The organism is Sporosarcina luteola, assembly GCF_023715585.1.
Classification (GTDB): Bacteria; Bacillota; Bacilli; order Bacillales_A; family Planococcaceae; genus Sporosarcina; species Sporosarcina luteola_D.
Window position 1 is genome coordinate 90,925 of record NZ_JAMBOK010000002.1, and the last position, 14,723, is coordinate 105,647.

Consider the following 14,723-nt stretch of genomic DNA (forward strand, 5'->3'; position numbering starts at 1 on the left):
AACGGATTAGTAGAGTTCCATTTCCCTTTTCCAAAATAATGAAACCGCATCACTACTTGGAAACCTACAACCTTCCCGAACGGAAGATGGAGTAGATCATGAATAGGAACATGAGAGTGGCAATTATGGAACCAGCTTCGATAATCGGGAACTGCCATAGCACGTTCGTCTGGCCGGCAATTGCGGAGCCGATGATCAAACCGACCATGAGAATGCTGAAAGAGAGCAGGATGATGCTGAATGAAAGTCGATTGCTGATCCGGTCCAGCCGATGCAGAAATGCTTGCAGTTGCTGAATATTAATGTCGAGTTGAAGCTTCCCTTTCCGGATTGTCGTCGTAATTGCTTTCAAGTCTTTGGGCAGATTCGTTAGGATTTCGATATTTTCAACAAAGTCTTTCCACGAATTCTCCAGTAGGTTCTTCGGATGATAACGTTCCCGCATCAATTTCTCTCCAAAAGGCTCGACCGCTTCCATGATGCTCAGCTCAGGATCCAGCTTTGCAATGAGCCCTTCGAGTGTAAGAATAGCCTTTCCTAATATCGAAATTTCAGAAGGGATGATTATATGGTGTCGATAGGCGACTTGAAACAGTTCGATGAAGATTGCCCCGAGGCTCACATCATTTAATGAAACATCATAATACCTTGTTTGTAGATCATCCACGTCCCTCGTAAATGCCCGCATATCCGTGTCTTCAGACAGAATGCCCATATCGGAAAACACTTCGATCATTCCTTCTGTGTCTCCTTCGCGCAAATTGAGGATAAGCGAGGCGAAATGGTATTTCAGCTCCTTATCAAGCCTTCCGATCATCCCGAAATCCAAATAAGAAACGACGTGTTCAGGGAGGATGTAAATATTGCCTGGGTGCGGGTCGCCGTGGAAAAAACCTTCATCCAAAATTTGATGGAACATCGAATCGACGATCCGTCGCGCTATCAACTTCCGGTCATATCCGCCTGCATCCATCGTTTCCAAATCATTCGCTTTGACGCCGTGGACCATTTCCATCGTTAGTACCTTGTCCGTCGAAAAATCCCAATAGACTTTTGGAATAAAGACGCTTGGATTTTCCTCGAATTGTTTCGCGATGCGCTCGCTATTGCGTCCTTCGACCCGGTAATCCAGTTCATCTTGCAATGATTTGGAAAATTCGATGACCATCTCGCGGAGGTGATACGTTTCGGCCCAATCTGTATTGTCTTCTAAAAAGCGGGCCAGATCGCTTAAGATGGCAAGGTCCGTCTCCATGGTGGGTCTGATGTCAGGTCGCTGAACTTTGACAGCCACTTTTTCTCCACTTGGCAAGTGTGCGATATGGACTTGCCCGATAGAGGCGGCAGCTAATGGCTTTTCATCGAATGTCTTGAATAGGTGTTCAAGGGGCTCTTCGAGTTCAAGCTCAACTATTTCCCGGATTTGATCAAATGGAACAGCTGTCACATGGTCTTGCAGTTTTTCTAGCTCCGAAGCGATTTCAAGAGGAACTAAATCCCGCCGTGAACTCGCAATCTGCCCAAGTTTGATGAAAGTCGGTCCCAATTCCTGCAAGGCATGACGAAGCTTGACCCCGGCATCATGCATATTCATTTCATTTCCGCCATCGTCGTTTGACGAACTGCGATCGGTTAGCCCTAATCGGAACAGAAAGTGGCTGAACCCATTGCGCAGAAAAACATTCGTAATCTCTTGAAATCGTTTTGTATGCCGTATGCGTATCTTCAACATGTCAATTCCTCCAAATCTATCGCAGCAGTTTACGTATCCATATACCCTTTTACGATTAATGTTAGCCATCAAGAAAGCAGATGATAGAGAAGGCGGGGAGGGCGTTGCTTTACATAAAGTTGAGGATTGCTTCTGCGGTGTCATGCGGTTATGCCAACAACCGATCAATGATGAGCCGAATGAAGAGTGTAAAGGAGCTATTGATAGAAGGCTATCAAAATAAGTGATATTGATATGTCGGTTGAAATTGAAGTGTTATGAAGGAGGGAAATGTGCGTGCGATGCAAGTGTGCGTACATTTCCTATCTTCATGTCGAGGAAATGTTACACTGAACAGAACGAATACATAAAAGCAGGGATTCATTTGGACATTCTATTATTCATTGCAATCATACTACTAGCATCCGCCCTCCAGACGGGGACCGGATTCGGTTTCTCCATCGTCGCGACGCCGTTTCTTCTGCTATTATTCGATGCGCGGGATGCCATCCAAATCAATTTGCTCCTATCGTTAATCATTTCATTGGCGATGTATCGCAAAGTAAGGACGGATATTGATAGGGGAGTGATGAAGCGGTTCATCATGGGCAGTTTCATCGGTTTGCCGCTTGGAATCGTCGTATTCCTGCTCGTCGATATTTCAAAACTGAAACTAGGCATCGGAATTGTCATCCTCCTGTTGACAGCACTTTTGCTGCTGAAGTTGAGGATGAAGCAATCACCGAAAAGGGATGTTGCCATCGGTGGACTTTCCGGTTCGTTGACGACAAGTATCGGCATGCCGGGACCGCCATTGCTGCTTTATTTTTCAAGTACGGACACGTCGAAGGAGATGTTGCGCGGCACGACGCTTGTCTATTATTTATTCATCTATTCCATCAGCTTGCTCATTCAGATCATCTTTGCGGGGACAAGTGTGACAGTATGGAAATCAAGCGTTCTTGCATTGCCAATTGTTTGGCTTGGCCTTTATGCGGGGCAGTATTTATTCCTGAAGGTCAATCAAGCAGGTTTCCGCATTTTCATGTATATCATTTTATTATTTACGGGGATTTATTTGCTGTTTAACAGCTAGAAGGAGTGTGAGACGCTGACGAATAGGCGGTGTTTGTACTATATCAGGCGGTCCGAACTTGGGCTCCAATCAGCCAATAAGAAAAGGGTTGGCGCGAGGCCAACCCCTACTTCATTAATAAACCTTGTCCCCATTAAAAATGGAGTTCTTCACGATTACATAATCAACTGTACGAATAGCATCCAACTTTGTTCCACCTGCATAGGAGATGGACGATTGGAGATCCTGCTGCATTTCAGTTAGCGTGTCTTGCAACCTACCTTTGTATGCCACATGCATTTTCTTGCCTTCGACGTTTTTCTTCTCGCCTTTTTGGTATTCCGAAGCAGATCCGAAATACTCTTTGTACAGCTTGCCGTCCACTTCAATTGTTTCGCCTGGCGATTCTTCGTGTCCAGCGAAAAGGGAACCGATCATGACCATGGACGCACCGAAGCGAACCGACTTCGCGATGTCTCCATGCGTACGGATTCCGCCGTCAGCGATGATCGGCTTCGAAGCGGCTTTTGCACACCAGCGAAGTGCGGCTAGCTGCCAACCGCCAGTTCCGAAACCGGTTTTAATTTTCGTGATACAAACTTTACCCGGTCCTATGCCTACTTTCGTTGCATCCGCTCCGGCATTTTCAAGTTCGCGGACAGCTTCCGGCGTACCGACATTGCCGGCAATGACAAACGTTTCCGGAAGATGTTTTTTCAAGTGTTTAATCATGTTAATGACTGCATTGGAATGCCCATGTGCGATATCAATTGTTACGTAGTCAGGATTTAGCTGGTCAGCAGCCAATTGCTCTACAAAACCGTACTCTTCCTCTTTTACACCGACGCTAATTGATGCAATCAAACCGCGGGTATGCATATCTCTAATGAAATCTGCACGCGTCTCTGGATTGAAACGGTGCATGATGTAGAAATAACCGCCTTCTGCCAATTGAATGGCGACCTTTTCATCAATGATCGTCTGCATATTTGCAGGGACGACTGGCAAGACGAATTTATGTTTACCTAATGTAACGGAAGTGTCACATTCAGAACGACTATTTACAATACACTTAGCGGGAATCAATTGAATATCTTCATAATCAAATACGGTATCCATACAATACACTCCTAAAGACGAATGATATTTTTTATTTCAATGTTAACGTTCGTACTTTTGTAATTTACATTATTTTTCCCTTTTCGTCAATTACTATTCCTGTTTATTACGAAAGTTATATTCCAAATTAAGGGTGCTCAAAGGATTTATAGATGATATGATGGGTGATGGTTTGAAAATTTACAGAGGAGACCGGTCACCATGAGACTATCCTTAAAGTATTTAATAGGGTTGGTTGCGTTCTTATCAATAGTGCTGACTTTGGCGGCGAGCATCATTTCGGGTTACCGGGTGGAACAGCAATCATTAATTGAGAGTACATTAGAAACGAATCGTGCGTATGCGGTGAAAATGGCACAGTCGACAGAGTCGTATTTGTCGATGACACTGCAATCAATGGAAGCGAGCGCGAATCAGATGGCGCCGTTTATGGGTCAAGAAAATGCAGAAGAGATCTTACTTTCCGAAGTGAATCGTATGAAAAAACAGACAGATACATTCAACTCAGTTGCTATAGCTGATAGAGATGGTGAAATTCTGGCCGTCTCCCCGGAGACTCTGGCTTTAAAGGGGAAAATGCTGAACTCGGAAGGCGGTCGCGAGGCGCTGAAGAAGCGCGAAGCTTTCATTTCACAACCTTATATCGGGTTAACAGGCCGCTTGATTATTTTCCTGTCCTCTCCGATTTTCGGCAATGAAGGCGACTATCTCGGTCTTATCGGGGGAACAATTTATTTAAAAGAGGAAAACATCCTCCAACAAGTATTAGGTGAACATTTTTACAAGGACGGCTCCTACGTATATGTCGTGGATAAAAGCGGTCGCATTATCTATCACCAAAATCCTTGGCGGGTAAACGAAGTCGTGGAGGGGAATGCCGTTGTCCAGCAATTGATAGCAGGAAAGAGCGGTGCGATGGAAGTTGTGAATACGGAGGGAGTCGAAATGCTGGCGGGCTACGCGACGATTCCAACAGCCGATTGGGGCATCGTAACCCAAAGGCCGAAGGAAGTCGCATTGGCCTCATCCGTCACGATGATAAAAGAAATGATTTTGAAGACGATTCCCATCCTACTATTCTCCTTCCTAGGCATTTTACTTTTGTCCTATAAGATAGCCCAGCCTTTGACAAAGCTAGCTACCTACGCCGAATCCAGCACGGAAAACAAGCAAGGCGGAAAAATAAATGATGTGCGTGCTTGGTATTACGAGGCGGTTCAGTTGAAACAGGCATTGAACTACAGTTTGAATTTCTTCATTCACCAATCGACGGTCGATCCGTTGACGAAGCTGATGAACCGACGTGCGATGGATGCCCATTTGGAACAATGGACAGGGCAGGGCCGCCCTTTCGCATTGCTCATTTTTGATATTGATAAATTTAAACGTGTCAATGACACATATGGACATGCGATGGGTGATGAAGTGCTGAAATACTTGGCAGCGTCAATGCTTGAAGCCGCCCGTAAAGACGATATATGCTGCCGTTTCGGCGGGGAAGAGTTCGTCATGCTGCTGCCGGAGACAGATCGGCAGACGGCATTCCAAGTGGCGGAACGCTTACGCGAGAAATTGGAAAGTACAATCAGTCCTTGCGGGGAGGTAGTGACGATTTCGATAGGGATTGCAATGCATCCCGAAGATCGCCAGGACTCGGATGAACTGCTGGAGTTGGCAGACCAATGTCTTTATGAAGCGAAACGGACGGGTCGTAACCGGACGATTGAGTATGCTACACTGAGAATATGAAAGCCCAAGGAGGACACGATCATGCAATATTCGAAATCGAAAATGGAACTGCTTGTGAAAAACAATGCGGAATTGACGCAGCGGTTGAAGCGGATCATGAAGGAACATGAGTTGGAAAAGAGTTTTGCATTGAAAGCACTGTATCACTCCGAAGTGAAGGAAAGCGGCAGGTTCATGAAAGACTATCAGGAACTTTGAAGCGACGATATATAGGCAGGGACACATTTTGACGTGTCCCTGCTTTTTTATTCCTAATTAGCTATCCAAATTCGCTTTCTTTGATTAATGGGAACATTTGTTTTATATTAGAATTGAAAGGAGGGAGTCAAATGCAAAATATTAAAGATGAATTGGAGGAAGCGCGCTTGAATGGGGTGAAGCAAGGCATCCGTCAAGAGAAGGTTTCCACAGTACTGACAATGCATGGCTTGGCTTTCTCCATAGAAAAAATCGCCTTGGTGACAAGGCTCTCGCCTGAAGAGACGGAAGCCATTCTATTGGAAAACTGGCGGTAGTCAGCGGAAGGATCATGAATGATAAGCAGTTTCATCGATAAAGGCAGGAAGAGCCACTGAAGATGAACTTTCTTCAGTGGCTGATTGTCTATCTGTTTTGATACAAATGATTTAGGTTTTGATTTTGCCCTCTTGCGAATACATTGGTCCGGTTCGGCCCCCACGAAACAGCTGATGGCCTCGACGTGAGCGATTCGCCGAGATTTTGCCAGTCGGACCGGCGTGTGCCGTTCCACTCCAACATGTACAAGCCGTTGTCCGTCCCTCTATGCGCTACCGGTCGAGTTCCCGGTACAGGTCATAATTTCCCCTCGGATTTTCTGCAAAACTGCTGAACGTTTGCTGACGCTTCCTATCATCAGGTCCTAGTTGGGCAAACTGATTCATCGGCATCATTGAAGGAGCCATATATCCATAATAAAACAATCAAACACCTCCTCTGAGTGATAAGATAGTATATACAAAGCGCCTGTACAGTTGATTGAACCCCGAAAGGAGACAAGCGGATTTGAGCATCCATATAACACAAAACAAAATCATGGATCTGTGCGGATCCGTCTCATTTAAAAGGGGCGAAATGTTTAACCGTGCAGGAAAAGTGAGGTTTACACACTTTAGCGACACGCACTGCGAAGCAATTGTGGCGGGGAAGGAAAACTTCCATGTCGCTATCGATCAATCAGGTGAAAACCTTCAATTGGAGTGCAGCTGTCCGGTTCTGTCTTTTTATACATATAAATGCCAACATATTGCGGCTGTATTGATTGCCATGATGGAGCGCAGGCGGGAGGCGGCGCCCGATTTGGCGGAAGGAATGCTGTCACTATTCAATGACAAACCAAGGGCTAGCGGACATCAGCTTCATTTTGAAAATAGGGAAGTTATGGCGCTTGCGTTTACGTTGAAGCCCGTTGCTGTGGGCAAACAACCTATGCTCGGCATGGAATTGATGGTCGCCGGGGTTCAAGTTGAGGACATCCGACAGTTTTTGGAGGATGTGAATGAAGGACGGCCCAGCACACTGACCCATGCATTCACTTTTGATTCTCACCTGCACTGCTTCAACCGGGAAGCTGATTCAGTTCTACAGCAACTTATCGGTATTCATAGTGAAGACAGGGATTTTCGGCACCGTTCAGTCAGTCCCGCTGCAATACTCATTCCGCCATCCTCGTGGGAAAGGTTACTGTCGCTAATACAACAAGCAACCGACGTTCAACTGGAACTTGGCGGCAGAATATCGAGCTTTCACATAGCGGAAGCGACATTGCCCGTCCGTTTTCATTTCGAAAAAAAGCAGGAAACTGGGCATGTTCTCACAATTGACGGGTTGAATCAGGTGCACGTATTGGAGGCTTACGAGCTTGTCCTTTACGATGGGCAATTATTTCAGCTTAGCAATGAGGATTGCAAACGGCTCGCCGATCTGCAACAAATGATTGAAACGTCGGGCACACGCCAGCTGCCCATCTCCAATGAGCAAATTGGATTCTTCATCGAAAAGGTCGTACCCGGACTGCGGAGAATCGGTGAAGTCCAACTCGATGAAACGGTCATGGACCAGCTCGTGAAATCTCCTTTGAAGGCGAAGCTTTACATCGATCGGGTAAACAACCGATTGCTTGCAAGCCTCGAATTCCAATACGACCAGATCATACTGAATCCTGTTGCGGAAAGCGATTTACCGACGGGATCCGTATTGGTCCGCGACTTGGAAAAGGAAGAGGACATCCTCCGTTTAATGGAAGACAGCTCATTTGCCACAACGGATGAAGGATATTTATTGCACAATGAGGAATTGGAATATGAATTTCTTCATCACATCCTCCCAAAACTTCAGAAGCTCGTCCAAGTGTATGCGACGACAGCGATCAGGAATCGGGTTTTCAGGGGGCATGCCAAGCCGCGAATCCGGGTGAAGGCGCATGAGGACAGGACGAATTGGCTTGAATTCAAATTTGAGATGGACGGCATACCCGATAAGCAAATACGCGAAATCCTTGAAGCGCTGGAAGAGAAACGAAAGTATTTCCGTTTGCGGAATGGCTCTCTTCTCTCATTGGAAACGAAGGAATTTGAGGAAATCCAACGGTTTTTGAATGAAATTCCGGAAGATCTCGAGACCTTAGAAAAGGGATTGAACGTTCCGATGGTGCGTGGCATTCGGTTTTTAGATGCAGTCGGTGACGATGAAATGTTTTCCGTTGAGGAATCTGCTCGCCTGTTTTTCGAACGTCTGTTGAATCCCGGCGAGTACGCGGAAGTGCCGCCGTCGTTGGAACCAGTATTGCGCGATTATCAAAAAACAGGTTTTCAATGGATGAAAACGATCGCTGAATTCGGCGTCGGGGGCGTGCTGGCTGATGATATGGGGCTCGGCAAGACATTGCAGAGCATTGCGTTCATCCTGTCCGTTCTTCCTAACATTCGCAAGAAGAAACGGCAAGTCTTGATCGTCTGCCCCTCTTCATTGACCTATAACTGGTTGAGTGAATTCCGGAAATTTGCGCCTGAAGTCAATGCCGTTGTCCTGGACGGGTCAAAAAAGGAGAGGGCAGAGCGGCAAAGTGACGTTGCGGACAAGGATGTGTTGATCACGTCCTATCCGTTGATACGCCGGGATATCCAATGGTATGAGAAGCAAGACTTCCTGACGATCTTTTTCGACGAGGCGCAAGCATTTAAAAACCCGTTTACGCAAACGGCCCGGGCTGTGAAAAGATTGCAGGCAGATACCTGTTTCGCGCTGACCGGAACGCCTATCGAAAATTCGGAGGAGGAACTTTGGTCCATCTTTCACGTCGTATTTCCTGAACTGTTCATGGGACTGCAGGAATATAGTGAACTTACGGTGAAAGCGATATCCCGCCGCGTGAGGCCATTTTTGCTGAGGCGGATGAAGGAAGATGTCCTCGGAGAGCTGCCGGCAAAAGTCGAATCGATAGAGTCTTCGGAGCTGCTTCCAGAACAGAAGAAGCTCTATGCCGCCTATTTGGCAAAGCTGCGCCACGATACGTTAAAGCATTTGGATAAGGATACGATTCGAAGGAATAAAATCAAAATCCTCGCCGGACTGACCAGGCTGCGGCAAATCTGTTGCCATCCGGCATTATTCGTCGATGGCTACCAGGGCAGTTCCGCGAAGTTCGAGCAGTTGAAGCAATTGATTCAGGAATCAAAACAGGCGGGGAGAAGAGTGCTGATCTTCTCGCAGTTTACGAAGATGCTCGGCATCATCGGCAAGGAGCTAGCGATGAAGGGAACCCCGTTCTTTTATTTGGACGGCCAAACGCCTTCCGAGGAACGGTTGGAATTATGCAATCGATTCAATGCAGGTGAGCGCGATGTGTTTCTCATTTCATTGAAAGCTGGCGGGGCGGGTTTGAATTTAACAGGGGCAGACACTGTCATCTTGTATGATCTTTGGTGGAATCCCGCCGTGGAGGAGCAAGCCGCGGACCGCGCCCATCGCATGGGTCAACAGCAAACCGTCCATGTCATCAAGCTCGTCGCGCGCGGCACAATCGAGGATAAAATGAATGAGTTGCAGGAGAAGAAGAGGAATCTAATCGAGGAGATCATTGATTCGAAGGATGCTTCTACTACTACATTGACTGAGGACGACATCCGGAAGCTGCTGGAAATATAGAAGTATAGTTGCTGCAAGCGCAGTGGATACTACTGGAAAAGGAGCGGATCAATTGAGAGCACTAAAGATACTACTGAGTGTGGTAGTCGTGATTACGGTCATCGGCTACGGTGTCTACCATTTCGGAACTAAATTCATCGCCGACGAAGTAATGGGCCAAGTGGCGGCGGAACTGGAATCGAGCGGTCAGATGGAAGCGATCAGACAGGAAGTTCAAAATAACCCGGAACTTCGCGCCTTCATCGAAGAAGGGAAGAATGTTGACAGCTCGAAGCTCCCTTTCCAAACGAAAGAGGAAGCGACGAGAGTCTTGATGAAAAAATTCGATTTGAACGAGCTCAACCAACTACAAATCCAAGCACGGCAAGGCATGACTGCATCGGAACAACAAGCACTGCTTAGTAAAATCGAGAGCCGGCTGACGGATGAAGAGATGTTGGCGTTAAAAGCGTTGGCTTATAAAGAGTTAGTTAAATGATAAACCGCTTCAGTCCGAGGACTGGAGCGGTTTTTGAGTTGAAATAGGAACGGCTGGCAAGTTATCGGTCACATGGTGTGCATTATCGGTCACTTCCTGGCGGATATCGGTCAATCATCGCGAGTTATCGATCACTTCTTGTAAGTTATCGGTCACTTTCACAAAGTTATCGTCATTTCATTACTTTAGACCTACACTTAGCGTAAAGTTTTCTAACCAATTCAAGGTTCGATATGTAAACTCTTCCCCTTCTGTCTCCTTCAAAAGGAATTCCAGTCCTTCTTAAAATCCGTTTCATCTTTTGTTCGTCGGACAGACGTAAAAATTGTCGGGCTGTCTTGTTAGAAATGCGATAATCAAGCAACATAAAATAATCCAGGAGTGCTTCGATATGGGCATGAGGGTCAACGTACCTGCATTGCGGACAACCCCAACCATTTTGTATCGACTCCATGCCGTGGAAACCACAATGCGCACAGCGGACTCCCGATATAAGTTCTGATGGCTGGATTCCAAATCGGTTTGACAAGGGAAACGGATCAAATTCACTGTGGGCATCGGCTATCTTATTTGCAATGTCCTCAAGTTCGGATACATCAATAGCTGAGTGGAATGAAGTGAGTCTTCGAAGAAAAATTGGGATCTCAAGAGGAAAAAGGAGAGTCAGATCCTTGCGTAGATTTTCGAATTGCTGATGCGGTCTGGGGAAAACCGCTGCCTGATAAATTGGGATAGGCGTGAGATGCATGTTGAACCAATCTTCTAAAAGCATTTTATTCCGCTCTAGCTGGACAGATGGACATTCAAATGCATCAACTTGTCCATTCTCAAGGGTTCGTGTCAATTGATTTTGTGTTTCAGGGAAACTGATTCGGCCGGCAATATTTTTTACTTCCAAAATGACAGCGCCTTGTTGAAAAAGAAATAGTGTGTCCACCTGGAATTTGCCTGTGGATTGCATATTCAAATCATGGAAGATGTAATGCTCGAAAGGGAACTGATATTTATTGAAAACATCCGCCAGTATTTTTTCGCCGTTTTCGCCGGCCCGCGTCTTCCTCAGCTCGTTCTCGATGTCCGCGTAGCGCGGGTGATGCTCCGGCAGCCTTCGTAGCATGGCCTCCAGCCCGATTGCCTTTAATGAGATTTCTCTTTCCTTCATGATCAATGAAATACCGCCTCCATTATCGTTTTGTAACATCTATTCTACCATAAAAGTCTGAAAAATCTATATAGTTGTTGCCGCTGAATAGTTATCGTTCATTTCCTATAAATTATCGATCAGTTGTAAGAAGTTATCGGTCACTTCTCAAAAGTTATCGTCATTTCAGGACTTTGATCCCGCCTAAATATTCCAGTGCCCTTCAAAGATGATAGACATGCGGAATTGGTAAGTGAATCTTTGGCATTGCAGTATTGTGTAATCCCAAGGTGAAAACGGTTTTTATTGAATGAACAAAAAAACGGCAGCGCACAATGCGTTGCCGTTCTCTATTTACTTTCCGTATTCAAACTGTTCCTCGATCTTCCCGTCATCTCCATGTACGTAAACCATCGTTCCGGCTTCCTCCGCCATCCGTTTTGCCTCCTCGACAGCGTCATTCCGGTTGCCTGCTGTATAGGCCGGTTCATCGTCGCCTTCCACTTTCACGGCCCAGCCATCTTCATCATGGGGAACGACGTGGAATCTCGCATCGTCCGTTCCTGCGCGATCTTCGAAATACTCGTCTTGGTCACGTTTCTTATCAGTAGTCATACAATCTCCTCCTTCACTTGTTAGCTCTCAATCTTCTATTCATCCAGTACCCGGTCAAGTGGAATCAAAACAGCTGAAAATCATAGAATAGTATGCCTCATCTGGTTACTAAATGGTAAACTTGAACAAACGGGGGTGTTGATATGGAGTCATCCAATAAAGTGCTATCTTTGCGGAACGTGACGATGACGTATGGAAATCAACGTGTGTTGAATGGTGTAAACTTGGAAGTCGAGCGGGGGCAGATCATCGGCTATATCGGTCCGAATGGTGCGGGGAAGAGTACGACTGTGAAGATTATGCTCGGCTTGATTCAAAATTATAAGGGCCAGGTGGTTATCTTCGGCGAGGATATTGCTTCGGGAGATCCATCTTATAAACGAAGAATTGGGTATGTGCCGGAGCAAGCGGAGCTGTACGATAATTTGACGGCAATGGAATATTTGGCGTTCACGGGGGAATTGTACGGACTTGACCGTACATTTGCGGAAGAGAAAGCGCAGAAGCTTATGGAGGAATTTGAACTTGGCGACGTGATGCATACGCGGCTTTCTTCCTTTTCTAAAGGGATGCGGCAAAAGGTGCTCATCATTTCGAGCTTGCTGCACAATCCTGATCTCTTATTCTTCGATGAACCGTTAAGCGGATTGGATGCGAACAGCATGATGGTTATCCGTGAAATGCTTGCGCAATTGGCGGCGCAAGGAAAAACGATCTTTTATTCATCGCATATCATGGATGTCGTTGAGAAGATCAGCAACCGGATTGTGCTGCTCGTCAAAGGGACCGTTGTCGCGGATGGCAGTTTTGAGGAATTGCAGGAATTGAGCGAAGAGGGGTCGCTAGCTGCAATCTTCAACCAGCTGACCGGATTCACCGATCATGCAAGTCGGGCAGAACGATTCATCTCAATTGTAGAGGACGGAACAGCCAATGCATGAATTCCGGACACTTGCGATCCTCTCTAAATGTAAAAGGCTCTTCGAAAGAGCGGGAATTGACTACAACGCAATGGAAACCATTTTACGCATAAAATTGACGATGGATGGCAGGCGCACGCCGACCATTTTCAATGGGCAGAAGAAAAAGGAAGGCAATCAGTTCCTGAAGTCTTTATGGATCTACGGCATATATGGGCTGATGGTGATCCCGTTCCTTCTCCTCCGGGATGGTCATTATATTTTCCAAATGAGCATCGTGTTCGGTATCATCATGTTCATTTTGACGACGACGATGGTGTCCGATTTCTCTTCGGTACTCCTGGATGTAAGGGATAAAACGATCTTGCAGACCAAACCGGTGAGCAGCAGGACACTTGGTACCGCGAAAACGATCCACATATTGATCTATATGTTTTTCATAGCGGGGGCTTTTATTGGTATACCGCTCGTCGTCGGGCTGTTTGCGAAAGGAATTCTATTTACCCTAGTATTTCTTGCAGCATTGGTGTTGACGATGCTCTTTATCGTTGTGATTACGTCACTCGTGTACTTTGCGGTTCTGCGGTTCTTTGACGGTGAAAAACTGAAGGACATCATCAACTACGTGCAAATCCTGCTGTCTGTCGGCGTCATCGTTGGCTATCAAGTTGTCATCCGCGCATTCGATTTTGTCGATATAGATTTGACGTACACATTTAGCTGGTGGCATGTATTTTTGCCTCCGATGTGGTTTGGCGCAGCCTTCGAACTGTTGTTGAATCAAGACTTCTCGAAAGTGCTGATTCTGTTAGCGACACTCGCCTTGCTCGTCCCTCTCATTTCCATGTTTATTTACGTGCGGCTCATGCCTTCATTTGAACGCAATATGGATAAGTTGATGAGCGAGTCGAAAAATAGGAAGAAGAAAACAAGCTGGTGGGTGGATAGTTGGGCGAAGCTATGCTGCCGGAACAAGGAAGAAAGGACTTTCTTCCGTTTTGGAGCCTTGATGATGCAACAGGAACGGGATTTCAAACTCAAAGTCTATCCATCACTGGGCTTCGCAATGGTATTTCCATTCATTTTCATCTTTACGGAACTGCAAATGAGGACGCTGGCGGAAATCTCCACAGGAAAGTTGTTTTTGTTCATTTATTTCGGCAGTCTGATGATCCCGAGCATCATTCATACGATGCAGTTTTCCGTGAATCATAAAGGGAGTTGGCTTTTCAGGGCAGCGCCGATCCAGCAGCCCGCTGCGGCATATAGTGGGACGCTGAAGGCATTTTTAGTGAAGTTATATATGCCGGTTTTCGTATTACTGTCAATTGCATTTATTACAATCTTTTCGTGGCGTATTGTGCCCGATCTCTTCGCTGTGTTATTAGGGGCGATTCTCCAAACGTTGCTCACATACAAGTGGCTCAATTCAGGCGAATTTCCGTTCACCGAATCCTTCGAGTTTGCTCAATCGGAAGGCTCGGCGAAAATGATTTTGATCACCTTTTCGACAGGAATTTTCGTCATAGGTCATCTAATTGCAACTGCAATAAGGGGTGGAATTTATGTATATATCGCAGTACTGCTAATTGGAGTATTCCTCGGCTGGCGCAAGGTGTTTCCGATGCAGGAGACAATACCGGTTCGTGGATGAATGAGGAGCGATATGCGTCGTCAAATAATTTTGAAGACATATAGGCGATTCATCATTTTCCCTTTATAATTAGTTTATGGAAAATGAGGAGGAAAAC

Annotated in this window: 13 protein-coding genes; 8 read left to right on the forward strand and 5 right to left on the reverse strand. The window is 46.1% G+C overall.

Annotated features, from left to right (window positions below):
* Window positions 1-64 precede the first annotated feature (64 nt).
* On the reverse strand, window positions 65-1,732 hold the full coding sequence (locus tag M3193_RS10765; protein WP_251627483.1) for an ABC1 kinase family protein: 1,668 nt from the start codon (window positions 1,730-1,732) through the stop codon (window positions 65-67).
* A 364-nt stretch (window positions 1,733-2,096) separates the two neighbouring features.
* Between M3193_RS10765 and M3193_RS10770 the strand changes: the two genes are divergently transcribed.
* Complete coding sequence (locus tag M3193_RS10770) at window positions 2,097-2,807, forward strand: sulfite exporter TauE/SafE family protein (protein ID WP_251627485.1); 711 nt, start codon at window positions 2,097-2,099, stop codon at window positions 2,805-2,807.
* Window positions 2,808-2,921: 114 nt separating this feature from the next.
* Here the strand turns inward: M3193_RS10770 and guaC are convergent, their stop codons facing one another.
* A complete protein-coding gene (gene guaC / locus M3193_RS10775; RefSeq protein ID WP_251627487.1) occupies window positions 2,922-3,905 on the reverse strand; it encodes a GMP reductase in 984 nt (327 codons plus the stop codon).
* A 201-nt stretch (window positions 3,906-4,106) separates the two neighbouring features.
* On the opposite strand from guaC, the gene M3193_RS10780 reads away from it, so the two are divergent.
* The 3 genes from M3193_RS10780 to M3193_RS10790 all read left to right on the forward strand — a co-directional run bounded on the left by M3193_RS10780 (window position 4,107) and on the right by M3193_RS10790 (window position 6,169).
* Complete coding sequence (locus M3193_RS10780) at window positions 4,107-5,654, forward strand: sensor domain-containing diguanylate cyclase (RefSeq protein WP_251627489.1); 1,548 nt, start codon at window positions 4,107-4,109, stop codon at window positions 5,652-5,654.
* Between the two features lie 21 nt (window positions 5,655-5,675).
* Window positions 5,676-5,852, forward strand: a complete 177-nt coding sequence (locus M3193_RS10785) for a hypothetical protein (protein WP_251627492.1) — start codon at window positions 5,676-5,678, stop codon at window positions 5,850-5,852.
* A gap of 131 nt (window positions 5,853-5,983) precedes the next feature.
* A complete protein-coding gene (locus M3193_RS10790; RefSeq protein WP_251627505.1) occupies window positions 5,984-6,169 on the forward strand; it encodes a hypothetical protein in 186 nt (61 codons plus the stop codon).
* 273 nt (window positions 6,170-6,442) lie between these two features.
* Here the strand turns inward: M3193_RS10790 and M3193_RS10795 are convergent, their stop codons facing one another.
* Complete coding sequence (locus M3193_RS10795; RefSeq protein ID WP_251627507.1) at window positions 6,443-6,595, reverse strand: hypothetical protein; 153 nt, start codon at window positions 6,593-6,595, stop codon at window positions 6,443-6,445.
* 82 nt (window positions 6,596-6,677) lie between these two features.
* Between M3193_RS10795 and M3193_RS10800 the strand changes: the two genes are divergently transcribed.
* Together M3193_RS10800 and M3193_RS10805 are read left to right on the forward strand one after the other, a co-directional pair.
* On the forward strand, window positions 6,678-9,818 hold the full coding sequence (locus M3193_RS10800; RefSeq protein ID WP_435372042.1) for an SNF2 helicase associated domain-containing protein: 3,141 nt from the start codon (window positions 6,678-6,680) through the stop codon (window positions 9,816-9,818).
* Window positions 9,819-9,870: 52 nt separating this feature from the next.
* Window positions 9,871-10,296, forward strand: coding sequence for a hypothetical protein (locus M3193_RS10805; RefSeq protein ID WP_251627509.1), 426 nt, complete (start codon window positions 9,871-9,873; stop codon window positions 10,294-10,296).
* Between the two features lie 172 nt (window positions 10,297-10,468).
* Here the strand turns inward: M3193_RS10805 and M3193_RS10810 are convergent, their stop codons facing one another.
* A complete protein-coding gene (locus M3193_RS10810; RefSeq protein ID WP_251627511.1) occupies window positions 10,469-11,497 on the reverse strand; it encodes a nuclease-related domain-containing protein in 1,029 nt (342 codons plus the stop codon).
* Window positions 11,498-11,791: 294 nt separating this feature from the next.
* Window positions 11,792-12,052 carry a DUF2188 domain-containing protein gene (locus M3193_RS10815; RefSeq protein ID WP_251627513.1) on the reverse strand — a complete coding sequence of 87 codons (261 nt, stop codon included), beginning with the start codon at window positions 12,050-12,052 and terminating at the stop codon, window positions 11,792-11,794.
* A gap of 143 nt (window positions 12,053-12,195) precedes the next feature.
* On the opposite strand from M3193_RS10815, the gene M3193_RS10820 reads away from it, so the two are divergent.
* Both M3193_RS10820 and M3193_RS10825 read left to right on the forward strand, forming a co-directional pair.
* The gene (locus tag M3193_RS10820) at window positions 12,196-12,993 is read left to right on the forward strand and encodes an ABC transporter ATP-binding protein (protein ID WP_251627515.1); all 798 of its coding nucleotides are present in this window, start codon (window positions 12,196-12,198) and stop codon (window positions 12,991-12,993) included.
* Complete coding sequence (locus M3193_RS10825; RefSeq protein ID WP_251627517.1) at window positions 12,986-14,626, forward strand: hypothetical protein; 1,641 nt, start codon at window positions 12,986-12,988, stop codon at window positions 14,624-14,626. The genes M3193_RS10820 and M3193_RS10825 overlap by 8 nt, the downstream gene beginning before the upstream one ends.
* Window positions 14,627-14,723: the final 97 nt, after the last annotated feature.

Bases quoted from the DNA above. Each gene is read 5' to 3' on its own strand.
- M3193_RS10780 (WP_251627489.1), top strand. From the start codon at position 4,107: ATGAGACTATCCTTAAAGTATTTAATAGGGTTGGTTGCGTTCTTATCA.
- M3193_RS10790 (WP_251627505.1), top strand. From the start codon at position 5,984: ATGCAAAATATTAAAGATGAATTGGAGGAAGCGCGCTTGAATGGGGTG.
- M3193_RS10825 (WP_251627517.1), top strand. From the start codon at position 12,986: ATGCATGAATTCCGGACACTTGCGATCCTCTCTAAATGTAAAAGGCTC.
- M3193_RS10815 (WP_251627513.1), bottom strand. From the start codon at position 12,052: ATGACTACTGATAAGAAACGTGACCAAGACGAGTATTTCGAAGATCGC.
- M3193_RS10820 (WP_251627515.1), top strand. From the start codon at position 12,196: ATGGAGTCATCCAATAAAGTGCTATCTTTGCGGAACGTGACGATGACG.
- M3193_RS10810 (WP_251627511.1), bottom strand. From the start codon at position 11,497: ATGTTACAAAACGATAATGGAGGCGGTATTTCATTGATCATGAAGGAA.
- M3193_RS10765 (WP_251627483.1), bottom strand. From the start codon at position 1,732: ATGTTGAAGATACGCATACGGCATACAAAACGATTTCAAGAGATTACG.
- guaC (WP_251627487.1), bottom strand. From the start codon at position 3,905: ATGGATACCGTATTTGATTATGAAGATATTCAATTGATTCCCGCTAAG.
- M3193_RS10785 (WP_251627492.1), top strand. From the start codon at position 5,676: ATGCAATATTCGAAATCGAAAATGGAACTGCTTGTGAAAAACAATGCG.